Consider the following 25,011-nt stretch of genomic DNA (forward strand, 5'->3'; position numbering starts at 1 on the left):
GACGACCACCACATGATCAGGGCACGAGCACGTTTCGCCGCGGCCGTCACCGCCGTCGCGATCGCGGCCGCGGGACTCGTCGCGGTCGCCGCACCGGCACACGCAGCGACCACCTACACCGGTTCCGCACCGGCGGGCACCTGGCTGCGCGCCGGCGACCAGGTGACCTCCCCGAACGGGCAGTTCCGCCTGGTGATGCAGGGCGACGGCAACCTCGTCGAGTACGGCATCGGCAACGTGGTGCTCTGGGCGTCGAACACCCCGAACCAGTACGGGGCCGCCGCGGTCGTCCAGAAGGAGGGGCCGCTGTCGATCATCAAGGACGGCAAGCTGGTGGCGCAGTGGGGCCCGACGAGCTCCCCGACGAAGAGGCTGCGCGTCGGCGTCGACGGCACCCTCTCCCTGCTCAACACGTCGAACTCGACCACGTGGAAGCTGCAGACGTTCCAGAACCGTGTGCCCGCCGGGACGACGATCCTGCCCGGCACCGTGCTGCGCTCCGGGGCCGGTCGCCACCAGACGTTCACGATGCAGGCCGACGGCAACCTCGTGCAGTACGTCAACAGCACCGCGCCCTGGTCGTCAGGTACCTTCCGGCACCCCGGAGCGACCGCTGCGGTGCAGGCCGACGGCAACCTCGTCGTGTACCCGAAGGGCGGCGGCAAGGCGCTCTGGGCCTCGAACACGTCCAACAAGGGCGGCGGTGCGTTGCTGGTCCAGCTCGACAGCAACGTCGTCCTCTACGGCAAGGCGGACACCCGCTCCTGGTCGACGAAGAAGGTCACCGGGCTGCAGTGGCCGGTCGCCGGTACGACGATCACCGGACGCTACGGCGACGACCGCGGCGCCGGACACGTGCCGCGTTACCACCAGGGCACCGACGCGCCGGTGAAGGTCGGTACGCCGGTCTACGCCTCGGGGACCGGGCGGGTGACGACGGTGGTGCGCAACAACGCCAGCTACGGCAACTACGTCGTCGTGACCTACGGCCTGACCACGGTGTTGACGGCACACATGAGCTCGATCGCGGTGAAGAAGGACCAGGTCGTCTCACTGGGCACGCAGCTCGGCAAGTCGGGGAACACCGGGCAGTCCACCGGTCCGCACGTGCACGTCGAGACACGGGTGAACGGCACGCTCAAGGACCCGCTGACGATCCTCGCGTTCCGCTGACGTCGGGCGGGCACGCCGAACCCCGGCCCGGCGGTCGCAACCGGCCGGGCGGGCTCGCCGAGCCCCGGCCGTAGGGTGGTGGGGATGTCACGCCCCACCGCCGAGGACGTCCTCGTCGCGTTCGCCCGGACGCCCGGGGACGTCGGTGCCGCACGCCGCGTCGCCCGCCGCTTCGCGGAACTGGACCAGGGGGAGCGGTCGGCACTGCTCTGGAGCGAGGACCCCGGCGGCCGGCTCGTCGCCGTCGTGCTGCTCCTGCAGGCGGCCCGCGAACGCCAGGCCGCACGCCGGGCTCCGGATCCCGACCTGACCGACGAGTACCTGTCCGCACTCCGGGCCGAGCGGATCGACGACCCGGCGCTGGTCGACCTGGCCGCCGAGGACCTGGTCGGCGCCCCGCTGCTCGGCGGCTCGACCGGGCCGCTGTTCGCGCTCGCGAAGTCCGACGTGGCGCTCGTCCGTCGGGCCGCGGTGGTGGCGACCCTGGCGTTCGCGAAGCAGGGCGACGCCGAGGTCCCGCTCGCCGTCGTCGGTCGGCTGGTCCGGGAGCGCGGCGACCTCGTGCAGTCCGCCCTCGGCTGGGTGCTGCGCGAGACCGGCAAGCGGGCGTCCGAGGCCGAGCTGATCGGGTTCCTCGATCGCCACGGCCGGTTCCTCAGTCGCGCGGCCTTGGAGACCGCGACCGAGCACCTGCCACCGGCGGAACGGGACCGATTGCGCGGCTGACCAGTCGCCGGACCTGGTCGTACCGAACACAGCGCACCGGTCTCCGACAGGATGGTCGGAACACGACAGGAGCTCATCGGTGCACTCTCACGGCGGCATGCTCGGGACCTTCACCCTCATCGCCCTCACCGTGGCGGGCGCGGTGTACATCGTCGGCGCGGCCGGACAGCGGCGACGCGGTCACGCCGCCTGGCCCCTGGCCCGCACGGTCGCCTGGATCGCCGGACTGCTCGCCGTCGCCGCGGTGCTGGTCGGTCCGCTCGGCCACGCCGGAGGTCACGACCTCACCACGTACGTGCTCGGGCACGTCGTCATCGGCATGGTCGCCCCGGTGCTGCTGGTGCTCGGCTCGCCGGTGACGCTCGCCCGCCGCACGCTCGAGCCCGTCCCGCTGCAGCGCCTCGGTCGGCTGGCCGGCAACCCGCTCACCCGGGCGCTCGCGATCCCGGTGGTCGCCGCCGTCCTCGCCGTCGGCGGCTCCTGGCTGCTCTACACCGGCACCACCGCATCCGACTCGACCCGCGACCCGGCGCTGCACTCGGTCGTGATGATCGGGTTCCTGCTCGCCGGGCTGCTCCTGACCGCGGGCGTGGTCGGCGTCTCGGCCGGCATCCGCCGCACCCCGCGCTGGCTGCGCGTGGCCGTCGTCGTCCTGTCGACCGCCGTCCTCTGCGTCGAGGCCGCGCTGATGGGCGCCACCGGTGTGCCCGGCGTCCCGGCCGACCAGGTGCCGTCGGCCTCGGCCGCGCTGTGGATCGGCGCGGTCCTGTACGCGGTCGCGCTCGGTGTCGTCATCGCCGGCGAGCGAGCGCGGGACGAGCGGACCGCACGCGACGAGCAGGTGGCCGCAGACGTCCGGGAGGCCCGCCCCGCGCCCGCAGCACCCGTCGCCTCCGACGCGGCGAGCTGAGCGCGCCCCGGCCCGTCGGTCCGTCCGTCGGCGTGGCCGCTTCCTCGGCGTGTCCGGCGCGTTCGCTGCCTTCCCGCAGCGCTGAGCGACCCACGCTGGGAAGCCCGCACGAGGCGGAGGCGTACCGATGGGACGACGCGTGCCGGGCCTCCCGTCCGGCCGCGACCGCGACGAGAGGAGCGCATGCATGCGCGCACTGACCTGGCAGGGCACCGAGAAGGTGTCCGTCGAGACCGTTCCCGACCCGACCATCCAGGAGCCCACGGACGCGATCGTCCGGATCACCTCCACGGCGATCTGCGGCTCCGACCTGCACCTGTACCGCGTCCTCGGCCCGTACATCGACAAGGGTGACGTCCTGGGCCACGAGCCGATGGGCATCGTCGAGGAGGTCGGCTCGGCCGTCACGAACCTCAAGGTCGGCGACCGCGTCGTCGTCCCCTTCAACATCTCCTGCGGCCACTGCTACATGTGCCAGCGCGGCCTGCAGTCCCAGTGCGAGACCACCCAGGTGACCGCGTACGGCAGCGGCGCCGCACTGTTCGGCTACACCAAGATGTACGGCCAGGTCCCCGGCGGCCAGGCCGAGTACCTCCGCGTGCCGCACGCCGACTACGGCCCCATCAAGGTGCCCGACACCGGCGTCGACGACCAGTGGCTGTTCATGAGCGACATCCTGCCGACCGCCTGGCAGGCCGTGCAGTACGCGGACGTGCCCGAGGGCGGGACGCTCGCGGTCCTCGGCCTCGGCCCGGTCGGGCAGTTCGCCGCCCGCATCGGCAAGCACCTCGGCTACCGCGTGCTCGCCGTCGAGCCGGAGCAGGTCCGTCGCGACCTCGCGGCGAAGTACGACATCGAGACGTTCGACTTGTCGAAGGACCTCGTCGCGGAGCTCGTCGACCTGACCGACGGCCGCGGCCCGGACGCCGTCGTCGACGGGGTCGGCATGGAGGCGCACGGCAACCCCGTCGCCGGGTTCGCCCAGCGCGCCGCCGGTCTGCTGCCCGACAAGCTCGCACAGAAGGCCATCGAGACCGCCGGAGTCGACCGGCTCGACGCCGTGCACACCGCGATCGACCTGGTCCGCCGCGGCGGCACCGTCTCGCTGAGCGGCGTCTACGGCGGCATGGCAGACCCGATGCCGATGATGACGCTGTTCGACAAGCAGATCACCATCCGCGAGGGCCAGTGCAACGTGAAGCGCTGGATCGACGACCTGATGCCGCTCGTCGAGGACCCGTCCGACCCGCTCGGCACCCTCGACCTGACCACCCACCGGGTCTCGCTCGAGGACGCCCCGCACATGTACGAGGTCTTCCAGAAGAAGGAGGACGACTGCATCAAGGTCGTGCTCGACCCGGCACTCGCCGCCTCCTCCGCAGCATGACCCGCATCGTCGTCGTCGGCGCCACCGGGAACGTCGGGACCGCGCTGCTCCGCCGCTTCCGGGACGCCGGCGCCGACGTGGTCGGTGTCGCCCGCCGCCAGCCCGACCTGCGTGCCCAGCCGTACGACAGTGCGCTGTGGCACACGGTCGACGTCGGCGCCCCGGACGCCATCGACCGGCTGACCGCGGTGTTCCGCGGAGCCGACGCCGTCGTGCACCTGGCGTGGGCGCTGCAGCCGACGCGCGACATCCCCGCGCAGCACCGCACCGACGTCCGCGGCACCGCGAACGTCCTGGCCGCCGTCGCCGCCGCGGGCGTGCCGCAGGTCGTCGTCGCGTCCTCGGTCGGCACCTACCGCGGGGTCGACGCCGACGGCAAGCGCACCCCGGTGGACGAGTCCTGGCCGACCGACGGCATCCCGACCGCCACCTACTCGATCCACAAGGCCGAGAACGAGCGGGCGATGGACGTCTTCGAGCGCGAGCACCCGGACGTCGTCGTCACCCGACTGCGCCCCGGGCTGGTCTTCCAGCGCGACGCCGCTGCCGAGATCCGGGGACTGTTCCTCGGTCACCTGGTGCCGATGCGGATCGTGCGCTGGATCCGCTGGGCCGTGCTGCCGCTGCCGTACCCGTTCGTGTTCCAGGCCGTGCACGCCGACGACCTGGCCGACGCGTACTGGCGGGCGATCGACCGGAAGGCCGGGGGAGCGTTCAACATCGCCGCTGCCCCCGTGCTCACGCCACCGCGGATGGCGCGGGTCTTCGGGATGCTCGGCGCGGTCCGCGTGCCGCTCGGCTTGGTGCGCGGCCTCGTCACGCTGACCTGGCGGCTGCGCCTGCAGCCGACCGACGCCGGCTGGGTGGACATCGCCGCCGGGGTGCCGATCATGCGCACCGACCGGGCGCGCGAGGTCCTCGGATGGGAGGCCCGGCACAGTGCCGAGGACGCCTTCCGTGACCTGGTGGCCGGGTTCGCGGACGAGCACGGCGTGCCGGCGTCGCCGCCGCTGCGCGGCTGAGGTCGCCCGGCCGGGTCCGCTGAAGAGCGGACTGGCGTCGCCCTCTGCGGCGGGTGAGGATACGAGTCAGTTGCAGTACGCAACTGTCTTGTGCTTCACCGACAGAGGAGTCGACATGCAGAAGTCCATCGCGGCCGCCGCCGTGGCCACCGTCATCGCAGCCGGCCTGTTCGCCGCCGCCCCCGCCTCGGCGCTCACCGCGTCGACCCGTGTGGTCGGCGGCGAGAAGGCCCCGGCGACGGCGTCGATCGTCCAGCTCCAGGCGACGGGCGGCACGATCCCCGCCGGCTACGCCAGCTCGTGCACCGGCGAGCAGATCTCCGCGTCCTGGGTCCTCACCGCGCGGCACTGCATCGACGGCATCGGGGCGATGAACGTCTACCACTCGAACTCGACGGTGAACCGCGGCACCCCGGTGGCCGTCGACCGGATCAGCGCCGCCCCCACCGGGGACGTCGCCCTCGTGCACCTCCGTACCGCGTACGCGCTGTCCTCGTACACACCGCTGGACCTGGCCGCGACCGCGAAGTCGAGCGGCACCGGCACCATCCAGGGCTACGGCCTCCGCGCGAACGCCGTGCAGTCCGACGGGCTGTACCAGGCGTCCGTGTCCCTGACCGGGGCGAGCACCGACGCGTTCGGCGGTCGGGCGCAGCACGTGACCGGTGTCTCGGGCGCCTCGAACCACGGCGACTCGGGCGGGCCGCTCATCGTCAACGGCAAGGTCGTCGGCGTGTGCTCCACCGGTGACAGCGCCGACCCGGGGGCGAACACCCGCGCCGGGTCGAACTACGCGCTGCTCGCGCAGGCGTCCTCGTGGATCCGGAGCACGGCGGGCATCTGAGCGTCTTCGCCGAGCAACGGGCGTCGCGGTCGTCGACCGTGGCGCCCGTTCTGCTGTCCGGTGGCGGGGTCAGTCCGGGGCGTCCGCCGGTGCAGGGCCGGCCGTCGCGGCCTGCTCGAACAGGCCGGTCGCCAGGTCGTTGAGGACCGCGTGCAGGTCCCCGCGGTGGCCGGAGTCGACGGCGCGGAGCATGGCGGCGTAGCGCTCCCGGTAGTCCGCGACCACGGCCTCGCCCGCCGGACTGAGGCGCAGGAGCGACCCTCGTCGGTCGGACGGGTTCGGTGTGCGCTCGAGGAGTCCCGCCGTCGAGAGTCGGTCGACCATGTTCGTCACGGCGCCGGAGGTCAGGCCGAGGAACCCGGCGACCTCAGTGGGGGTGGAGTAGCCGGTGTCGCTGATGAGCACGAGTGCACGGAGGCCGCTCTCGTGGACGCCGGCGCGCGCACTGAGCTGCCCCACCAGGCTCGCGTTGGCGCGCACGACGGCGTCGAACGCGGCCATCAGGTCCGTCGCGTCCTTCTCGTCTCGCGTGCTCACCAGTCGTTCTCCAGATCTCTCTCGTTGCGGGAGGTTACCGGTCCGAGGCGTGCCTGCCGGACGTGGATGCGCCTCCAGTCCGTCGTGTCCCCCGCTCTGGGGGCCACACGGCGGTTCCATCTTGTTGAACCGGTGACTATCTTAATCATTGAGCAATCGGCCAGACGGAGATTGCGAACCAGACCCCCACGAACATCGAGGTACCCCGTGTCCAACCAGCTCCGCACCTCCCCGCTGAAGCGCATCCGTTTCGCACCCGTGGCGCTCCTCGCGGGCATCTTCGCCGCCGTGCTCCTCTCCCTCTCGCTCACCGGCACCCTCTCCGGGTTCGCCGCGAGCATCACCAACAGCAGCAACACCGCTGCCAGCGGCACGCTGATCATGCAGGAGCAGAACGCCAACGCGTCGGTCACCTGCCTCAGCACCGACGGCGGCTCGGTCTCCACCAACGCCGCGACCTGCTCCACCATCAACAAGTTCGGTGGCAGCACGACGATGACCCCGGGCAACACGGTCAACACCCCGATCACGATCAAGAACACCGGCACCGCAGCCGCCAGCACCTTCACCCTGACCCCGGGCGCCGCCTGCACGCAGAGCGCGAACGGCACGTCGAACGGCACCGCGACCGACCTGTGCGCGAAGATGAACCTCGTCGTCACCTCGGGCTCCACCACCGTCTTCTCCGGCACCCTCGCCAGCTTCAAGGGCGGCGCCGCGATCACCCTGCCGACCGCTCCCGCCGCCGGTGCGAGCGTCCCCTTCAACTTCGCGGTCACGCTCGACTCCTCGGCCGGCAACACCTACCAGGGCCTCGCCGCCTCGGTGCCGATGACCTGGACCTTCACCGCCTGATCCGCAGCACCCCAGACCGGCGACGCTCGACCGACCCCCCCCCCCCCTGCGGTCGAGCGTCGCCATTCCCCTTGACCACGACCGACCAGGACGGAGCAGCACATGAGCCTCACCTCGGCCATCCCGCTCAGCGGGACCCTCCCGCGGCCGCTCCTCGGCGGCCGTGCGATCAGCCGCTCCGAGACCGTCCTGGCCTGGTCGGTCGCCACGATCGCGGCACTGCTCCTCACCGCCGCCGTCCTCTTCCTCACCAACGGCGGCCGCTGGTTCGTCGTCGAGACCCCGTCGATGGGCGAAGCCGCACCCGTCGGCACGCTCGTGCTCGACATGCCGGTGCAGGCGTCGTCCCTCCGGATCGGCGACATCGTGTCCTACCAGACGCCCGCGAACCCCGACGTCACCTACACGCACCGCATCGTCGCGATCGACCCCGACGGCGGCATCCACGCCCGCGGTGACGTGAACGGGGCCGAGGACCCGTGGACGCTCACCCAGGAGAACCTGGTCGGCGCCCCGGTCCTGCTCGTCCCGCACCTGGGCTGGCTCTTCCGGGCGGCTCCGATCCTCCTGATCGGCACGCTCCTGATCTGGGCACTGACCAGCGCCTTCACCGACCGGATCACCCGTGGCAGCCTGCGCATCGCCGGCAGCGCGCTCACCGTGGCGTACGCCGCGTTCCTGCTCAAGCCGTTCGTCAACGTCACGACGATCTCGAACACGTCCGCGAAGGGCACCGTCGAGGCGACCGTGGTCTCCTCCGGCATGTTCCCCGTCCGCATCGACGCGGTCGGGGGTAACACCGTGCACCTGGTGGACGGCGAGGTCGGTCGGGTCACGATCCACGAGCTCTCCCACCACGGGCAGTACCAGTTGATGTCGAACATCGACCTGGACCCGATGGGCTGGGCCGCGCTCATCGCCGCCTGCCTGCTGCCGCTGCTGTTCTGCATGGCGATCGGCCGCGTCGAGGCGGTGCGTGCCGCGTGAACCTGCACCGACTCCGTGACGGCAAGGTGGTCGCCGTCCTGCTCGTCGTCGCACTCGCCGTCGTCATCGTGCTCAACCAGTTCGCGCCGACCCGGTCCGCGTTCAGCGCGAAGGTGACCAACGGCTCGAACAGTGCCGGTACCGCCAGCTACTTCACCTGCGCGAGCGCGGTCGACGTGGACAACGCCAACGCGCTGTTCACCTACCAGCTCGCCGAGGCCAGCAACGCGAAGACCGCCGTCGACGACTCCGGCAAGGCCGCGAACGGCACGTACCAGGGGTCGATGACCACGGCGACGACGACCCCCAAGGCCTGCCCGCGCGACACCGGCGGTGGGTACGTGCTGGACGGGTCGTCGAGCTTCGTCTCCACGCCGACGATGTACCGCAACCCGACCACCTTCAGCGAAGAGGTCTGGTTCCGGACCACGGTCGCCGGCGGCCTGCTCATCGGGTTCGGCAGCAACCAGGTCTCCGTCTCCGGGCAGCACGACCGCCAGGTGTACCTCAACACCAGCGGGCAGCTCGTCTTCGGCACCTACAACAACACCACGCAGGTCGTCACGTCGCCCAAGGCGTACAGCGACGGAGCCTGGCACCACGTCGTCGCCACGATGTCCGCCGCGACGGGCATGCGGCTCTACGCCGACGGGGCCCTGGTCGCGTCGAACACCGCCTTCACCACCCCGGAGAACGCGAACGGGTACTTCCGCGTGGGCTACGACACGATCACCGGGTGGCCGGGCGCGGGCAACTACTACTTCGCTGGCTCGATGCGGTTCGCCGCTGTGTACAGCTCGGTGCTCTCCGCGACACAGATCGCGAACCACTACAACGCCGGGCGCTGAGGCGCGTCCCCGCTCGTCGGTGCCGCGCGCCAGACTGGGGGCATGGCACGGAAGACCGGCGTCACGGCGCCCCGCATCACGCTGACCGAACCGACGGACCTGGAGGACTGGACGCCCGGCCCCGGCGACGTCCTGACCGGCGACCGCATCGAGGGCAAGCGCATCGGCGTCCTCGACCTGTCCGGTGAGCGCCTGCCCGACCTGGAGGTCGAGGAGTGCGTCATCGAGACGCTCCGCGCCGGCGACGCCGAGCTCCGTGGCTTCCGGATCCGCGACAGCGTGGTCGAGGTCCTCGATGCCCCTGTGCTCCGCGCCGTCAGCGGTGCCTGGCGGGAGGTCCGGATCGCCGGGGGCCGGGTCGGCTCGGCCGAACTGCACGACAGCTCGCTCGCCAGCGTCGAGTTCGTCGGCCTGAAGCTCGGGTTCGTCAACCTCCGCGCCTCGACGCTCACCGACGTGGTCTTCCGCGACTGCGTCATCGACGAGATCGACATCGCGGACGCCCGACTGCTGCGGGTGTCGTTCCCGGGCAGCACCGTCCGCGAGTTCGCGGGCACGAACACCCGCATCGAGGACGTCGACCTGCGGGGCGCCGACCTCGACCGACTCGAGCGGCTGGACGGTCTGCGCGGTGCGACGATCGGCGGCGAGCAGCTGTTCACGCTCGCCCCGCTGCTGGCCGCCCAGGCCGGCTACCGGGTCGAGTGACCGACGCACTCGCGCCCACCGACCTGCTCGGGCAGTGGGTGCTCGAGCGGACCGTGCACGACCGGCTGGCCGACCTGCGCGGCACCGTCACCGGCACGACCGAGCTCACCGCGGTCAACGACGACACCGTGCGCTGGCACGAGGCCGGCACGATGGTCCTCGGCGAGCGCACGACCCCGGTGTGGCGGACACTGACGGTCCGGCGCGACCGAGCAGACCCGGACGGCCGGTGGCGGGTCTGCTTCGCCGACGGGCGCCCGTTCCACGATTGGGTGTGGGGCACGCAGGTCGAGCACGCCTGCGCCCCCGACGACTACACCGGTCTGCTCGCCGGGACACCCGAGCGGTGGACCGTCCGCTGGCACGCACGGGGCCCGGCGAAGGACCTGCTCCTCGCGAGCACGCTGACGCCGACGGGGTGACGGCCGGTCGGGACGCGATCGCGCGGTGCCCGCTCGGAGGTGCATACTGGTCTCGTCATCCGACCCGGCAGTGGGGCTTGCCGGACCCAACCTCGACGTCCGTCGACAACAGTCCCTATCTCAGCTGGTCGCGTTCCGACGCGCCTGAGGTAGGGAGAGCCATGTCCGAACCCGTGGGGATGGACCCCGACATCGACGACGCGTCGCTGTCGCGGGGCACGTCCGCGACACCGCGACCGGTGCACCTGCGGTGGCGCTACCTCGGCCTCGTGGCGGTCGGTGGTGCGATCGGCACCGCCGCGCGCGAAGCGATCAGCACGGCGTTCCCGGCGCAGCAGGGGGTGTCGTGGGCGGTCTTCTGGATCAACGTCGCCGGTGCGCTCCTGCTGGGGCTGCTGCTCGAGCACCTCGCCCGTCGGGGCGCTGATACGGGCCATCGCCGGACGATGCGGCTCCTGCTCGGCACCGGAGTCCTCGGCGGCTTCACCACGTACAGCACCCTCGCGACGAGCACGGCGGTCCTGTTCCGCGACGGCCGCGGCCTCGACGGGACCGCGTACGCGCTGCTGACCGTGCTCTCCGGTGCCGTCGCGACCGGCGTCGGCATCGCCGTCGCCGGCCGGATCCGGTCGAACGGAGCGCGGGCATGAGCGCGGTGGTCTTCCTCGGCGTCGCGGCTGCCGGCGGTCTCGGTGCGGCGCTGCGCTTCTTCCTGGACGGGGCGGTCAACCGTGGGCGGGAGTTCCGGATCCCGGTCGGGACGTTGACGATCAACGTCACCGGTTCATTCCTCCTGGGCGTCGTGACCGGCGCCGCCGGGCATCTCGGTGTCGTGCCGGTCGCGGTCCTCGGCACCGGGCTCCTGGGCGGCTACACGACGTTCAGCACCGCCAGCTTCGAGACCGTCCGCCTGGCCCGCGGCGGCCGCACCACGGCCGCCGCGGTCAACGGGCTCGGGATGCTCGTGGTGTCGGTGGCCGCTGCTGCCGCGGGTGTCGCGCTCGGCGCCCTCACCTGACCGGGAAGGGCGCATCGACTCCTTCCGCTGCGCGCCCCCGGACCGCGGCCGCGACGTCCGCCTGCAGCAGGTCGCCGTGCACGGCCGCCCCGGTCTGCGACCCCGCCGCTGCCGCGACGACCACGGTGTGCATCGCGTTCGCCGCGTTGCCCGCCGCGTACACGCCGGGCACGTCGGTCCGTCCGACCGCGTCGACCGCCAGCACCCGGCCGATCACCGTGCCGTTGACCTCCTGGTCCACCGGTGTCAGCCCGAGTCGGGCGGCCCACTCGACCCGGGCTTCGACCCGGCTCGCAGCCGCCAGGGCATCGAGCCCGACGACGGTCCCGTCCGCGAGCTCCACTCCGGACAGCGCGTCGCCGTCGGAGAGCACACGGACGATCGGGGTCCGGACCACCCGGATGTCGCGGGCTGCGAAACCGGCCAGCACGGTGTCGTCGAGCAGGTCGGGATCCGCCACGAACGCCGTGACGTCGTCGCTCAGCGCGCGGAACAGCTGTACCTGGTGCGCGGCGGCCGCCATCGTGACGAGGACCCCGATCCGGCGGTCGCGGACCTCCCACCCGTGGCAGAACGGGCAGTGCACGACCCCGCGGCCCCACTGCTCCGCCAGCCCCGGGACGTCGGGCAGGACGTCGACCGCCCCGCCGGCCACGACCACACGGCGGGCAGCGACGACCTCGCCGGATGACAGGGTCAGTCGGAAGCCGACCGGGTCGTCGGCGGTCGCGGGTGTGGCGGACGCGGCCACGATCCTCCCGTCCGTCACGGTGACCCCGTAGCGGGCGACCTCCTGGCGCCCGATCCGGACCAGCTCGCGGGGTGCGGTGCCCTCCTGGCCCAGCAGGTTGTGGACGCCCTCGGCGCGGGCGTTGCGGGGCTCACCCGCGTCGACGACCAGGACGGAGCGGCGCGAGCGCCCGAGGATGAGGGCGGCGGACAGGCCGGCGGGACCGCCGCCGACGACGATGACGTCGAAGTGTTGAGACATGCGGTGATCCTCGGTCGCTCGTGACCGACGTGGCAAGTGCTGTTGCCGGTGTGGCAAGATCGGCCGCATGAGATCCGGCCAGGAGGCACGCCCCACCGAACCGACGACGGCCGACGTCGTCGACGCGGTCGGCCCGCGCCTCCGGGCGCTCCGCACCCGACGCGACGTCACCCTCGCGGCACTCGCGGAGCGGACCGGCATCTCGGTGAGCACCCTGTCGCGGCTCGAATCGGGGCAGCGGAAGCCCACCCTGGAACTGCTGCTGCCACTGGCACGCGCGTACCAGGTGCCGCTCGACGACCTGGTCGGGGCGCCAGCGACCGGGGACCCGCGGGTGCACCTCAAGCCGGAGCGGCACGGTCGCCGCGTGGTGATCCCGCTGACGAAGCGGACCGGGGGAGTGCGGTCGTTCAAGCAGCTCATCGAGCCGAACGACCACGGCTCGGACACGACCCTGAAGACGCACGAGGGCTACGAGTGGCTCTACGTGCTCTCGGGTCGGCTCCGACTGGCGCTCGGCGACGAGGTGTTCGACCTCGGCCCGGGTGAGGTCGCGGAGTTCGACACCCACACCCCGCACTGGGTCGGGAACGTCTCGGAGCAGGTGACCGAGGTGCTCTGCCTGTACGGGCCGCAGGGCGAGCGGGCGCACGTGCGGTCGAAGCCCGCCTGAACGGCGCCCGCAGAACGCAACGTCGGCGACGAACCACAACGCGATCGCGTTGCGTCTCGCCGCCGACGTTGCGTCTTGCGGTCAGGCGACGGCCGCGCGGTACCGCTCGAGCACCTCGGGGTGCGGGTCCGCCGGGATCGACGTCGTGGGGATCGACCAGCCGGGGAGTTCCCCGGTGACGACCCACGCCGCCTGTCGTGCGGCACCCGCGGCGACGTACTCGCCGGGTTCGGGCACCAGGACCTCGCGGCCGAAGACCTGCGCCGCGACGACGCGGACGGCCTCGTTCTGCGCGGCCCCACCGATGAGCAGCAGTCGCTCCACGGTGACACCGGTGCGCTCCACCGCGGCCAGTCCGTCGGCGAGGGCGCAGAGCATGCCCTCCACCGCGGCACGGGCCAGGTGCGCCCGGTCCGTCGTGCCGGGCGTCATGCCGAGCAGCGACGCGGTGGCATCCGGCCGGTTCGGGGTGCGCTCACCGACGAAGTACGGCACCAGGACGAGCCCGTCGGCGCCGGCCGGAGCCTGCAGCGCCAGCCGACCGAGTTCGGCGTGGTCGACACCGAGCAGGCCGCCGATCACCTCGAGCACCCGCGCCGCGTTCAGCGTGGTGACGATCGGCAGGCGGGAGCCCGTGGCGTCGGCGAACCCGGCGACGGTGCCGGACGGGTCCGCGATCGCGGTGTCGGTGACACCGAACACGGTGCCGCTCGTGCCGAGGGACACCGCGACGTCGCCGGCGGCCAGGCCGAGTCCGAGCGCGGCACCGGCGTTGTCCCCGGCGCCCGCCGTGACGACGAGCCCACGGGAGGCCCGTGCACCGCCCGGCAGGTCGACGTCCAGCTCGAGGGTCCCCATCGCCTCGGACGGCTCCACCACGCGCGGCACGACGACCGCGTCCCCGTCGTCGCCGGTCTCGGCGACCCGGAGCGGGCGGCCGAGCGCGAGTTCGAACAGCTCCGCGTCGTACTCGCGGCGGGCCGGGTCCCAGTAGGCGGTGCCGCTGGCGTCGGAACCGTCGGTCGCGAGCGCGTCCAGGTCCGGCCCGAGCGGGCTCTCGTCCGCCGGGCCGTAGCCGCGGAGGCGCCAGGACAGCCAGTCGTGCGGCAGGGCGACGGCCGCGACCTCGGCCGCGTGCGAGGGCTCGGCGTCGCGGAGCCAGCGCAGCTTCGTGGCGGTGAACGAGGCCACCGGGACCAGACCCGTGCGGGCGACCCATGCCTCCCGGCCGAGTTCCTCGACCATCTCGGCAGCGGCGGCCGCACTGCGGACGTCGTTCCAGAGCAGTGCCGGGCGGATCACGCGACCGTCGGCGTCGAGCACGACCATGCCGTGCTGCTGCCCGCCGATGCCGATCGCGGCGACGTCGTCCAGGCCGCCGGCGTCGGCGACCGCGGTGCCGAGGGCGTCCCACCAGGCGGCGGGGTCGACCTCGGTGCCGTCGGGGTGCGTGGCGCGGCCGGAGCGGACGACCTCGCCGGTGGCGGCGCGGCGGACGACGACCTTGCAGGACTGCGTGGACGAGTCGACCCCGGCGACGAGGAGCTCGTCACCGGGGTCGGTCGCGCTGGAGGCGAGATCAGCCACGAGCGCCCATGAGGTGCTCGACGGCGAGCTGCTGCAGCTTGACGAAGCCGAAGCCCTTGCCGCCGAAGTAGGCGTCGGTGTCGAAGTCCTCGTACGCCGAGGTGTCGGCGAGGAAGGCGTCGTAGCTCTCGCCCTCGTTCAGCGTCGGCTTGGCGAGCTCGGAGACCTTGGCCGCCTCGAGCGCTGCCTGGACCTCGGGGTCGGCGCGGAAGGCCTGCGCGCGCTCCTTGAGGAGCAGGTACATGCGCATGTTCGCGGCGGCCGAGTCCCAGACGCCCGTGATGTCCTCGGTGCGGGACGGCTTGTAGTCGAAGTGACGGGGGCCGTCGTAGGCGCGGCCACCCTGCGGGGCACCGTGCTCGAGCAGGTCGACGAGCGAGAACGCGTTCTGCAGGTCGCCGTGACCGAAGACGAGGTCCTGGTCGTACTTGATGCCGCGCTGACCGTTGAGGTCGATGTGGAAGAGCTTGCCCGAGTACAGCGCCTGGGCGATGCCGGCGGTGAAGTTCAGGCCCGCCATCTGCTCGTGGCCGACCTCGGGGTTCACGCCGAACAGCTCGGGGCGCTCGAGGGTGTCGATGAACGCGATCGCGTGGCCGAGCGTCGGCAGCAGGATGTCGCCGCGGGGCTCGTTCGGCTTGGGCTCGATGGCGAACTTGATGCCGTAGCCCTTGTCGGTGACGTACTGGGCGAGCAGGTTCACGGCCTCGCGGTAGCGCTCGAGCGCAGCCTGGACGTCCTTGGCGGCGTCGTACTCGGCGCCTTCGCGGCCACCCCACATGACGAACGTCTCGGCGCCGAGCTCGGCGGCGAGGTCGACGTTGCGGAGCACCTTGCGGAGGGCGAAGCGGCGGACGTCGCGGTCGTTCGAGGTGAAGCCGCCGTCCTTGAAGACCGGGGCGGAGAAGAGGTTCGTGGTCACCATCGGGACGACGACGCCGGTCGACTCGAGCGCGCCCTTGAGGCGGTCGATCTGGGTTTGACGCTCGGCGTCGGTCGAGCCGAACGCGAACAGGTCGTCGTCGTGGAAGGTGAGGCCGTAGGCGCCGAGCTCGTCGAGCTTCTCGACCGCCTCGACCACGTCGAGCTGGGGGCGCGTCGGGCCGCCGAAGGGGTCCGAGCCGTTGTAACCGATGGTCCAGAGACCGAAGGAGAACTTGTCGTCGCGGGTGGGCTGCACTGCCATGGGGGTCTGCCGATCGTCGTCGAGCGGATTTGTTGTCAGCGAGAACATATCCCGTCCATCCGGCGTCCGCAACCCCCGTCCACGCCCCCGACGCTGTGAGGACGGTCATCGGATGGCCACCCGCTGTTCGACCCGACGCCGCGAACCGGACGAGCACGCGGGGCGGTCCGTTCACCCCGCGCGCGGAGGCTCCTGCCGGTACCGCGTCCGCCACGACGCCGGGACCGCATCGACCACGACGAAGGAGCCCCGATGAGCCGGCCGAAGCCCGAGCAGCACGCACCCGACGTCACCCTGGGCGCGGCACCGCCGCTCGCTCCCGGCGCCACGCACCCCGCCGCCGTCCGACACGGCGTCAGCCGCCGGACGGTGCTGCTCGGCGGTGCGGCCGCCATCGCCGCGGGCGTCGCCGCCGGCTCACTGACGGGAGGCCCGTCCTCCGACACCGCGCAGGCTGCGGTTCCGCGACACGGTCGGCACCGGTCGATCAAGGACGTCCAGCACGTCGTCGTGCTCATGCAGGAGAACCGCTCGTTCGACCACTACTACGGCACCTTCCCCGGCGTCCGCGGCTTCGGCGACAAGCAGGCCGTCGAACTGCCGGGCGGCACCGACGTCTTCGCCCAGCCCGACCCCACCCGCACCGACGGCGGCGTCCTGCTGCCGTTCCCGCTCGACTCCGCGAACCACGACGCCCAGAACGCCGGCGGCCTCGACCACTCGTGGGGTGGCGGGCACACCGCGTGGAACGGCGGCGCTTGGAACCGCTGGGTCACCGCGAAGAGCGGGCAGACGATGGGCTACTTCACCGGCGAGGACCTGCCGTTCCACCACGCCCTGGCCTCGGCGTTCACCGTCGCCGACCACTACCACGCGTCGCTCATCGGACCGACGACCCCGAACCGGCTGTTCCAGTGGTCCGGCACGATCAACCCGCAGGGCGGACTCGGCGGCCCGGCGACCGACAACCCCGACGACTACCTGCCCGTCTACCACTGGACGACCTACCCGGAGCGGCTGCAGCAGGCCGGCGTGACGTGGAAGACCTACGCGAACGCCGAGGTCGGCGATGACGGCACCCATCCCTACGTCGGCGACTACGGTGACAACCCGCTCTGGCTGTTCCAGCAGTACCACGACGCCCTGGCCTCGAAGGACCCCGCGGTGCACGACCTGGCCGACCGCGGTGGGCTGCACGACGGGTGGCTGCCGGACTCCGGCAAGGGCCTCGACGTGCAGCACCTGCTCAGCGACTTCGGCCGTGACGCCGCCGCGAACACGCTGCCCGCCGTCTCGTTCGTCGTCGCGCCCTACGGCTGGAGCGAACACCCCGCCGCGAGCCCCGACTACGGCGCGCACTACACGAACGCGGTGATCCAGGCGCTGATGAGCAACCCGGACACCTGGGCCAGCACCGTCTTGCTCATCAACTACGACGAGAACGACGGCTACTTCGACCACGTGCTGCCGCCGCTCGCCGAACCCGGCACCCCCGACGAGTACGTCGCGGGACTGCCGGTCGGCTACGGCACCCGCGTCCCGCTGACCGTCGTCTCGCCGTGGTCCCGCGGTGGGTGGGTCGACTCGCAGGTCTTCGACCACACCTCGGTCATCCGCTTCCTCGAGACCTGGACCGGCGTCCACGAGCCGAACATCTCCGCCTGGCGCCGGACCATCTCCGGCGACCTGACCTCGTGCTTCGACTTCGCGAACCCGGACTTCTCGATCCCCACCCCGGCCGAGGTCCCGCCGCTCAGCGAGACGCAGAAGCTCGTCGCCGCGGCCGACGCCGACCGTGGCAAGCCGAAGGTCACCGAGCCCGCCGTCGGCGCACAGCGTCGGCCGACGCAGGAGCCCGGCACCTCGACGCGGCACCGTTCCCTGCCCTACCGGCAGTCCGCGGACGTCTCCGTCGACCGGACCCGTGGCGTGGTGACCCTGACGATGCGGAACGACGGACGGCAGGGTGTCTCGCACCAGGTCTTCCCGAACACGGGGCTGCCGTTCGTGTCCAGCCCGCACACCGTCGCCGCCCGTTCGACCGCTGCCTACGAGTGGGACACCGCAGCGCACGACGGCGCCTACGACTTCAGCGTCTACGGCCCGGACCGCTTCCTCCGCCGGTTCGCCGGGAAGGTCGTCGCCGGCTCCGACCGGGACCTGGCACTGCCGGAGGTCACGGCGACGCCGCGCACCGGTCGCGACGCCGGACTGCTCCTGCGACTCGGCAACGGCGGGCGGAAGCCGGTGCGGTTCACGCTCACCGCGAACGACTTCGTGGAGCACCACGAGACCGTCGTGCTCGCCGGACGGCACTCGGACGCGGTGCGGTGGCCGCTCGACGCGTGGGGCTACTACGACGTCGTGGTGACGGCCGACGACGGCACCGGGTTCCGGTACCGGTTCGCGGGGCGGGTGGAGTGACCCGGCGCGGGGTGGTGGCCATCAGGGATCAGGGCACGCCCATCGGATGAGTGAGCCACTTCTGACGTGAAGGCGCTCGGGCCGGGCTCATCACAGACTTGGCAAGGGGGGTGACGGCCAGCGGAGGTCGTAGTCGCGGAACCTCGTCCAGTTGATGTTCCGCTGCTGACTTGCTCCGACTCGTGTGTTCAGCCAGGCTGGGCAGGGGGTTCGGCAGTCGGATCCACTCGTCGTGGGGGCGAGGGCGAGGGGACGCTGATGACGTCAGTTCAATTCGATCGCCGACGCGCTTCTGCTGCAGACCCTCTCGCCCGGCATGCGGTGTTGCCGTGACGGGGCGTCGAACGATCCGTCGATCTGCCCTCGTTGCAGCACTCGCTGGAGCTGCACTCCTGCTCACGAGCTGTCACCAAGGACCTTCCATGAAACCGAGCGAAGCGAAGACCGCCATCCGCACCGTCGTCGACCGCACGACGGCCGCCGTCGGCGGCAACTGGACGGTGCGGAGTGGCCCGGCGTTGAGCATGTGTCCGGGCTCTGCTGACGACCGCGGCGTCACGTACAAGCTCATCCTCGACCGCGACGGAGCCGGGGACCGCGAGGCCGACCTCGCGGAGGTGCAGAAGTCGTGGGAGGCCGAGGGCATGACCACCCGGCGGTACGAGAGCAGGGGCGAGCACCCGATCACGAGCGTCATCGGCCGCGGCGGGCCGACCACGTCCATCCAGCTGCTCACCCGCGAGGACGGGTACAGCCTGACCGGGGTGTCGGAGTGCGCCGACGGCGACTTCGACAAGATGGTGCTCGAGAACGACTTCTGAGATCGTCCTGCCAGCGGCGGCACTCATCCACAGATCCGCTGCGCAGCCGCCGGCACCCCGACCCGCCCTGGGATACTCGGCACATGTCCATCGACCCCGCGGAACGGTCCGGCTCGCGCCCCACGCTCGAGGCCATCGCGCGCCGGGCGTCGGTGTCCCTGGCCACCGTGTCGAAGGTCCTGAACGGCCGCCCCGGCGTCTCCGGACCCACGCGGGAGCGCGTCGAACACCTGCTCACCGCCTCCGGCTACGCCCAGCGCGACACCCCGCCCGGCCCCGGCTCGCTCGTCGAACTCGTCGTCGAGGACCTGTCCAGCGAGTGGTCGATCGAGATCGTCCGCGGCGTCGAGTCCGTCGCCCGCGAGCACGGGTACGCCCTGTCCCTCTCCGCCCTCGGCCCGGACCACGCCGTCGGCGAGGACTGGATCACCGGCGTCCTGCACCGCCGACCCGCGGCGATCGTGCTGCAGTTCTCCGCGCTCACCGCGGGCCGCCGCGACCAGCTCCGTGCCCGCGGCATCCCGTTCACGGTCGTCGACCCGGTCGGTGACCCGCCCGCCGACGTCCCCGTCGTGGGTGCGACCAACACCGCCGGAGGAGCGGCCGCGACCCAGCACCTGCTCGACCTCGGTCACACGCACATCGCAGCGATCGCCGGACCACTCGACATGGCCTGCGCGGTCGACCGGTTGGTCGGGCACCGTGCGGCGCTCGCCGCAGCCGGACCGGAGGCCCGCCCCACCGCCGCCACGCCCGTCCCGTCCGGTGCGCCCGATCCCTCCGATGCGCCCGGACCGTCCGTCGTCGTCGCGCGGTTCAGTCGGGAGGACGGCGAACGCGCGGCCCGCGAGCTGCTGGCCGCCGACCCCCGGCCGACGGCGATCGTCACCGGCAACGACCTGCAGGCCCTCGGCGTGCTCGATGCCGCACGGTCGCTCGGGCTCCGGGTGCCGGAGGACCTGTCCGTCGTCGGGTTCGACGACGTCGCCCCCGCACGGTGGGCACGGCCCGCGCTGACGACGATCCGGCAGCCCTTGCAAGAGATGGCGGAGCGGGCGACCCGGATGGCGTTGCGCCAGCACGCCGGCGCGGGTGCGGACGAGCACGCGGGTGGCGCGCCGGGCGAGCCGGTCCGGGTCGAGCTCGCCACGACGCTCGTGGTCCGCGACTCGACGGCCGCACCCGGTGTCGGGACGGGGGACGAGCCTCCCGTCCGTGACCACGGGCTGGCCGACGAGCGCCCTGACGTGACCACCGTCGAGATCATCGGCGGGCCCGAAGCGCTGCGCGTCGGCCTGCACGAGTACGACCCGGCCTGGGCGATGACGTTCGCGGAGCACCGGGAGCGGATCCTCCGCGCGGTCGGCCCGCTCGACGTGCGGGTCGAGCACATCGGGTCGACCTCGGTGCCGGGGCTCGCCGCCAAGCCGATCGTCGACCTGGTCGTCGTCGTGCCGGACGTCACGGACGAGTCCGCGTACCTCGAGCCGCTGCTGGGCGCCGGGTACGAGCTGCGGGTCCGGGAGCCCGGCCACCGGCTGGTGCGGACGCCGGAGCGGGACGTCCACGTGCACGTCTACGAACGTGGCGCGACCGCGGTCGAGGACTACCTGCTGCTGCGCGACCGGCTGCGGAGTGACCCGGACGACCGGGCGCTGTACGAGCAGACGAAGCGGGCGCTGCTGAGCGGGACGTGGGACGACATGAACGACTACGCGGACGCGAAGACCGACGTGATCCGCGCCGTGATGGGTCGTGCGCGGGCAGCGGCTGCGTTACCCGGGTAACGCCAGGTTCCCGCCGATGCCGCAGCGCGAGCGTGCTACGGGTTGACACGAGTAAACCCACGCCGTCACACTGGCTGCACGCTCCGTCGGACCCGGCGGTGTGCAACGACGCACAGGAGGACAGCACATGACGTTCACCCTCGGCATGGTCGGTGCCGGCCAGTTCTCGTCCCACTTCGCCGCACTGTTCCAGCTGCACCCGGGCATCTCGGCCGTGTACGCCACCGACGTCGTCGAGGGCCGTGCGCAGCGCCTGGTCGACGACCTCGGCCTCGCCGGCACGTACGCCGACCTGGACGCGATGCTCGCCGACCCCGCGATCGACGCCGTCGCCGTCTTCACCCAGCGGTGGACGCACGGGCCGATCGTCGCCCGGGCGTTGCAGGCCGGCAAGCACGTGTACTCCGCGGTGCCGATGGCCGTGACGCAGCAGGAGATCGCCGAGGTCGTCGACCTGGTGTCCGCCACCGGGCTGACCTACATGATGGGTGAGACCAGCCAGTACAACCCGGCGACGGTCTTCGCACGCCAGAAGGCCGAGCAGGGTGCGTTCGGCCGGGTGTTCTACGCCGAGGGCGACTACCTGCACGACATGGACCTCGGGTTCTACGACGCGTACAAGTACAGCGGCGGCGACGACTGGAAGGCCACCGCCAGCTACCCGCCGATGTGGTACCCGACGCACGCGATCGGCGGCGTCCTGGGTGCCATGCCCCGGCACGCGACGAGCGTCAGCTGCATCGGCGTGCGCGACGACCGCGACGACGGGGTGTTCGACAAGCAGGTCAGCATGTTCGACAACGACTTCTCGAACATGACCGCCCTGTTCGAGCTCGACGGCGGCGGGTCCATGCGCATCAACGAGTTCCGCCGCGTCGGCTACCCGTCCCCGATCCGTGAGAGCCGCTTCCGCTGGTTCGGCACCGAGGGCAGCTTCGAGCAGCTCGCGGAGACGTCGGTCTGGCAGGACAAGGACGGCGTGCAGGACGTCTCCGACCTGCTCGCCTCGGAGCCCGCGATCGGTCTGGACGACCCGCTACTGGCGGACATCGCGCCGTCCCTCCGCGAAGCCTTCAGCTCCGGGCACGCGAAGGTGCACCAGGCGGAGGCCGAGCGCCTGCCGTCCGAGTTCGACGTCGCCCCGGACGGACACGAGGGCAGCCACCGGTTCCTGGTCGACGACTTCGTCCGCGCGGTCGCCGGCGGCACGCTGCCCACCGTCAACGCCTGGGTCGCGGCGCGGTACACGCTCCCCGGACTGATCGCGTTCCAGTCCGCCCTGCAGGACGGCGCACGACTGCCGATCCCCGACTTCGGGGACGCCCCGGTGCCCGTCGGGTCGCCGCTGCCGGTCCGGAGCGCGTCGTCCGGAGCGTGACCGGCCGGGCGGCGCGACCGCGTGCGCGCCGCCCTAGGCTGGCCTCCGTGCGGAGCAGCAGGGCATGACCGACCGGACGCCGGCGCCACGGAAGGCGACCCGACGGGACGTCGCCCGGCTCGCCGGAGTGAGCGACGCGGTCGTCAGCTACACCTTGAACGGCACGGCGCCGGTCGCCGCCGCGACGGCGGAACGGGTCCTGGCCGCCGTCGAACAGCTCGGCTACCGGCCGAACCAGGCCGCACGCGCCCTGCGCTCCGGCTCGGCCGACACGCTCGCCTTCCTGGTGCCGAGCAGCAGCGACCCCGTCTTCACCAACCCGTTCTTCGGTGAGTACGCGAGCACCCTGGAGGCTGCTGCTCGCGACCGCGGGTTCGCCCTGTACACGACGGCCACGTCCTTCCACCCCGACGAGGTGCTCGCCCGGTTCCGCGAGTTCGCCGCGCGCCAGATCGACGGCGTGCTCGTGCTGGCAGGGGACACCCCGCTCGACAGCACGGCCCTCGACCGTGTCGGCCTGCCGTGGATCGCCCTCAACGTCGCCATCCGGGAGCGTGGGGTCGCCAGCCTCGGCACCGATCTCCGCGCGGGGGCGGTCGCGACGACGACACACCTGCTCGAGCACGGCCACGGATCCGTCGGGTTCGTCGGTCAGGACGACCCGAGCGAGCCGCGGTACATCGGGTGGCTGCAGGCCTGCGCCGCCGCCGGGGTGCCGGCCGGGCCGTTCGTCGCGGCCGAGGTCACCCGCCCGGGCGGTCGGGACGCCGGGCACCGGATCGTCGACGACCGGTCAGCGGACCCGGGTCGGGCGCCGCGGGCGTTCTTCGTCGCGTCCGACCGGACCGCGGTGGGTGTGCTGCGGGCCTTCCACGAGCGCGGCGTCCGGGTGCCGGAGGACATTGCGATCGCGTCCTTCGACGGTTCCTCGGAAGCGGAGTACGCCTGGCCGGGCCTGACCACCTTCCGGCAGCCGGTCGACGAGATGGCGCGGAGTGCGGTCACGCGGCTGCTGGCGCGCGACCGTGACCACGCGCACGAACTGTTCCCCGGCGAGCTCGTCCTCCGACGCTCCTGTGGGTGTCCCGACGCAGGTCGCTGACGACGGGAGGCGGCCCACCGGACCGGTGACCGCCTCCCGTCATCCGCATGCGGACCGAGCCGTCAGTGCCGGTCGCGCCGACGCACGAGGCGGACGACGATGCCCGCGACGACGCCGCCGACGATCGGCGCCACGATGAACGCCCACAGCTGCCCGAGCGGCACCGCACCGCCGTAGACCGCGGTCGCGATCGAACGTGCCGGGTTCACCGAGGTGTTGCTGATCGGGATGCTGACCAGGTGGATCAGGGTGAGCGTCAGCCCGATGCCGATCGGGGCGAGCGCCTGGTACTCCTGCTTCGCCGTGACGGACAGGATGACGGCGACGAAGACACCGGTGAGCACGGCCTCGGCGAGCAGCACTGATCCGAGCCCGAAGCCGCCGGGGCTCGAGGCGCCGAAGCCGTTCGACGCGAAGCCGGAGTCGACCGCTGCGCTGAACGCGCCCTGCTTGCCGGACAGGACGGCGGCGATGACGCTCGTGGCCGCGAGCCCGCCCAGGACCTGGGACACCAGGTACCCGGGGACGTGGCGGCCGTCGGTGCGTCCGGCCGCGAGCAGGCCGAGGGTCACCGCGGGGTTGAAGTGGCCACCCGAGATGTGCCCGACGGCGGCGATGCCGGCCATCACGGCGAGGCCGAACGCCAGCGCGACACCGAGGAACCCGACACCGGTCTGGTTGTCCGTCGTGCTCGGGAACCCCGCGGTGAACAGCGCCGTACCGACACCGCCCAGGACGAGCAGGAAGGTGCCGAAGAACTCGGCCAGGTACCGGGCGCCGGGGGACCAGGCGGCAGCGTCTTCTCGGCGCTGCTCGGAGGTCGACGTGCTGACGGGTTCACGATCGCGGGCCACTGGTGTTCCTCTCGCTGGTCTCTCGGTGCTGTGCGGTGTGGTGTTCTTCTGGGGGCGGTCAGCGGCGGTTGCGGGCGGCCTTGACGAGCTTCTTGCCGAGCTTCTTGCGTCCCTTGCGGGCGCGGGGGTCGTTCCAGATCCGGCGGGCGGTCTCGCGCTTCGACGACCCGCCGTTCTTGACGACCGGTCGGTTGGACCGGGAGCCCAGGAAGAAGCCGATGAGGGTGATCACACCGGTGACGATGAGGCGGTTGCGCATGGGGGTACTCCTTGTCGGTGGTGCTCCGAGCACGGCCGGTCGGCCGGTCCCGCGTCACCCGGTCGCTCGACCGCGGTGGGGGTCGGGGCGGCACCGTCGTGGTGCCGCCCCGCGTGCGCGGCTACTCGACCCGCGATTCCTTCTTGTCGTCGTCGTTGTCGTCGTCACCCGGGATGTGGACGTCCTGGATCGTGACGTTGACCTCGGCGACCTCCATGCCGACGATCTGCTCCAGTGCACGGGAGACCGACGAGCGGACGCCCTCGGCGACCTGCTGCAGCTTCACCGGGTACTCGGCGACGATGGTGATGTCGGCGGCGACCTGCTTCTCGCCGACCTCGACCTTGACGCCCTGACCCAGGTCGCGCTGGCCGATGGCGTCGCGGATCGCGCCGATGGCACGGGCTGCGCCGCCACCGAGGGAGTGCACGCCGTTGACCTCGCGGGCGGCGATGCCGGCGACCTTCGAGACGACGGTGTCGTCGATGACGGTCTTGCCGGTGGCGGCGTGG

At 72.2% G+C, this 25,011-nt stretch carries 26 protein-coding genes; 19 read left to right on the forward strand and 7 right to left on the reverse strand.

Going from position 1 to position 25,011, the window contains the following annotated elements:
- Positions 1–12 precede the first annotated feature (12 nt).
- From SOM35_RS04140 to SOM35_RS04165, 6 genes are all read left to right on the forward strand, one after another.
- Complete coding sequence (locus tag SOM35_RS04140) at positions 13–1,173, forward strand: peptidoglycan DD-metalloendopeptidase family protein (protein WP_320514491.1); 1,161 nt, start codon at positions 13–15, stop codon at positions 1,171–1,173.
- Between the two features lie 84 nt (positions 1,174–1,257).
- On the forward strand, positions 1,258–1,899 hold the full coding sequence (locus SOM35_RS04145; RefSeq protein WP_320514492.1) for a DNA alkylation repair protein: 642 nt from the start codon (positions 1,258–1,260) through the stop codon (positions 1,897–1,899).
- Between the two features lie 79 nt (positions 1,900–1,978).
- Complete coding sequence (locus SOM35_RS04150) at positions 1,979–2,809, forward strand: cytochrome c oxidase assembly protein (protein ID WP_320514493.1); 831 nt, start codon at positions 1,979–1,981, stop codon at positions 2,807–2,809.
- 187 nt (positions 2,810–2,996) lie between these two features.
- The gene (locus SOM35_RS04155; protein WP_320514494.1) at positions 2,997–4,196 is read left to right on the forward strand and encodes a zinc-dependent alcohol dehydrogenase; all 1,200 of its coding nucleotides are present in this window, start codon (positions 2,997–2,999) and stop codon (positions 4,194–4,196) included.
- Positions 4,193–5,218, forward strand: a complete 1,026-nt coding sequence (locus SOM35_RS04160; protein WP_320514495.1) for an NAD-dependent epimerase/dehydratase family protein — start codon at positions 4,193–4,195, stop codon at positions 5,216–5,218. The genes SOM35_RS04155 and SOM35_RS04160 overlap by 4 nt, the downstream gene beginning before the upstream one ends.
- A gap of 115 nt (positions 5,219–5,333) precedes the next feature.
- A complete protein-coding gene (locus tag SOM35_RS04165; RefSeq protein ID WP_111075142.1) occupies positions 5,334–6,062 on the forward strand; it encodes a S1 family peptidase in 729 nt (242 codons plus the stop codon).
- A 69-nt stretch (positions 6,063–6,131) separates the two neighbouring features.
- Here the strand turns inward: SOM35_RS04165 and SOM35_RS04170 are convergent, their stop codons facing one another.
- Complete coding sequence (locus tag SOM35_RS04170; RefSeq protein ID WP_308202980.1) at positions 6,132–6,599, reverse strand: MarR family winged helix-turn-helix transcriptional regulator; 468 nt, start codon at positions 6,597–6,599, stop codon at positions 6,132–6,134.
- Between the two features lie 207 nt (positions 6,600–6,806).
- On the opposite strand from SOM35_RS04170, the gene SOM35_RS04175 reads away from it, so the two are divergent.
- From SOM35_RS04175 to SOM35_RS04205, 7 genes are all read left to right on the forward strand, one after another.
- On the forward strand, positions 6,807–7,454 hold the full coding sequence (locus SOM35_RS04175) for a COG1361 family protein (protein ID WP_111075140.1): 648 nt from the start codon (positions 6,807–6,809) through the stop codon (positions 7,452–7,454).
- 102 nt (positions 7,455–7,556) lie between these two features.
- Entirely contained in the window at positions 7,557–8,441 is an 885-nt protein-coding gene (locus SOM35_RS04180) for a S26 family signal peptidase (protein WP_111075139.1), read from the forward strand.
- A complete protein-coding gene (locus SOM35_RS04185; protein ID WP_320514496.1) occupies positions 8,438–9,289 on the forward strand; it encodes a LamG domain-containing protein in 852 nt (283 codons plus the stop codon). The genes SOM35_RS04180 and SOM35_RS04185 overlap by 4 nt, the downstream gene beginning before the upstream one ends.
- Before the next feature lie 42 nt (positions 9,290–9,331).
- Positions 9,332–9,997, forward strand: coding sequence for a pentapeptide repeat-containing protein (locus SOM35_RS04190; protein WP_221849833.1), 666 nt, complete (start codon positions 9,332–9,334; stop codon positions 9,995–9,997).
- The gene (locus tag SOM35_RS04195) at positions 9,994–10,419 is read left to right on the forward strand and encodes a DUF6314 family protein (protein WP_320514497.1); all 426 of its coding nucleotides are present in this window, start codon (positions 9,994–9,996) and stop codon (positions 10,417–10,419) included. The genes SOM35_RS04190 and SOM35_RS04195 overlap by 4 nt, the downstream gene beginning before the upstream one ends.
- A gap of 161 nt (positions 10,420–10,580) precedes the next feature.
- Complete coding sequence (locus SOM35_RS04200) at positions 10,581–11,069, forward strand: fluoride efflux transporter FluC (protein ID WP_320514498.1); 489 nt, start codon at positions 10,581–10,583, stop codon at positions 11,067–11,069.
- Positions 11,066–11,437: a fluoride efflux transporter FluC gene (locus SOM35_RS04205; RefSeq protein ID WP_320514499.1), complete on the forward strand. Its 372-nt coding sequence runs from the start codon at positions 11,066–11,068 to the stop codon at positions 11,435–11,437. The genes SOM35_RS04200 and SOM35_RS04205 overlap by 4 nt, the downstream gene beginning before the upstream one ends.
- On the opposite strand, the gene SOM35_RS04210 is transcribed toward SOM35_RS04205, so the two are convergent.
- Positions 11,430–12,428 carry an NAD(P)/FAD-dependent oxidoreductase gene (locus SOM35_RS04210; RefSeq protein WP_320514500.1) on the reverse strand — a complete coding sequence of 333 codons (999 nt, stop codon included), beginning with the start codon at positions 12,426–12,428 and terminating at the stop codon, positions 11,430–11,432. The genes SOM35_RS04205 and SOM35_RS04210 overlap by 8 nt on opposite strands.
- A 67-nt stretch (positions 12,429–12,495) precedes the next feature.
- On the opposite strand from SOM35_RS04210, the gene SOM35_RS04215 reads away from it, so the two are divergent.
- Positions 12,496–13,101: a helix-turn-helix domain-containing protein gene (locus SOM35_RS04215; protein WP_320514501.1), complete on the forward strand. Its 606-nt coding sequence runs from the start codon at positions 12,496–12,498 to the stop codon at positions 13,099–13,101.
- A gap of 81 nt (positions 13,102–13,182) precedes the next feature.
- Here the strand turns inward: SOM35_RS04215 and xylB are convergent, their stop codons facing one another.
- Positions 13,183–14,688, reverse strand: coding sequence for a xylulokinase (gene xylB, locus SOM35_RS04220; RefSeq protein WP_320514502.1), 1,506 nt, complete (start codon positions 14,686–14,688; stop codon positions 13,183–13,185).
- The gene (gene xylA, locus SOM35_RS04225; protein WP_320514503.1) at positions 14,681–15,874 is read right to left on the reverse strand and encodes a xylose isomerase; all 1,194 of its coding nucleotides are present in this window, start codon (positions 15,872–15,874) and stop codon (positions 14,681–14,683) included. Before xylA ends, xylB begins: the two co-directional genes overlap by 8 nt.
- Before the next feature lie 252 nt (positions 15,875–16,126).
- Here xylA and SOM35_RS04230 point away from each other — a divergent pair, with 252 nt between their 5' ends.
- The 5 genes from SOM35_RS04230 to SOM35_RS04250 all read left to right on the forward strand — a co-directional run bounded on the left by SOM35_RS04230 (position 16,127) and on the right by SOM35_RS04250 (position 23,386).
- Positions 16,127–18,298, forward strand: a complete 2,172-nt coding sequence (locus SOM35_RS04230; protein WP_320514504.1) for a phosphocholine-specific phospholipase C — start codon at positions 16,127–16,129, stop codon at positions 18,296–18,298.
- Positions 18,299–18,720: 422 nt separating this feature from the next.
- A complete protein-coding gene (locus tag SOM35_RS04235) occupies positions 18,721–19,119 on the forward strand; it encodes a hypothetical protein (protein WP_320514505.1) in 399 nt (132 codons plus the stop codon).
- A gap of 83 nt (positions 19,120–19,202) precedes the next feature.
- The gene (locus tag SOM35_RS04240; RefSeq protein ID WP_320514506.1) at positions 19,203–20,906 is read left to right on the forward strand and encodes a GrpB family protein; all 1,704 of its coding nucleotides are present in this window, start codon (positions 19,203–19,205) and stop codon (positions 20,904–20,906) included.
- A 127-nt stretch (positions 20,907–21,033) separates the two neighbouring features.
- Positions 21,034–22,284, forward strand: coding sequence for a Gfo/Idh/MocA family protein (locus SOM35_RS04245; protein WP_320514507.1), 1,251 nt, complete (start codon positions 21,034–21,036; stop codon positions 22,282–22,284).
- Positions 22,285–22,348: 64 nt separating this feature from the next.
- Positions 22,349–23,386, forward strand: a complete 1,038-nt coding sequence (locus tag SOM35_RS04250) for a LacI family DNA-binding transcriptional regulator (protein WP_320514508.1) — start codon at positions 22,349–22,351, stop codon at positions 23,384–23,386.
- A 62-nt stretch (positions 23,387–23,448) separates the two neighbouring features.
- On the opposite strand, the gene aqpZ is transcribed toward SOM35_RS04250, so the two are convergent.
- From aqpZ to SOM35_RS04265, 3 genes are all read right to left on the reverse strand, one after another.
- Positions 23,449–24,240 carry an aquaporin Z gene (gene aqpZ / locus SOM35_RS04255; RefSeq protein ID WP_111075124.1) on the reverse strand — a complete coding sequence of 264 codons (792 nt, stop codon included), beginning with the start codon at positions 24,238–24,240 and terminating at the stop codon, positions 23,449–23,451.
- A gap of 58 nt (positions 24,241–24,298) precedes the next feature.
- On the reverse strand, positions 24,299–24,499 hold the full coding sequence (locus SOM35_RS04260; protein ID WP_111075123.1) for a hypothetical protein: 201 nt from the start codon (positions 24,497–24,499) through the stop codon (positions 24,299–24,301).
- A gap of 121 nt (positions 24,500–24,620) precedes the next feature.
- Positions 24,621–24,986: an Asp23/Gls24 family envelope stress response protein gene (locus tag SOM35_RS04265; RefSeq protein WP_414648548.1), complete on the reverse strand. Its 366-nt coding sequence runs from the start codon at positions 24,984–24,986 to the stop codon at positions 24,621–24,623.
- Positions 24,987–25,011: the final 25 nt, after the last annotated feature.

This window comes from Curtobacterium sp. CFBP9011 (genome assembly GCF_034045095.1).
GTDB lineage: Bacteria > Actinomycetota > Actinomycetes > Actinomycetales > Microbacteriaceae > Curtobacterium.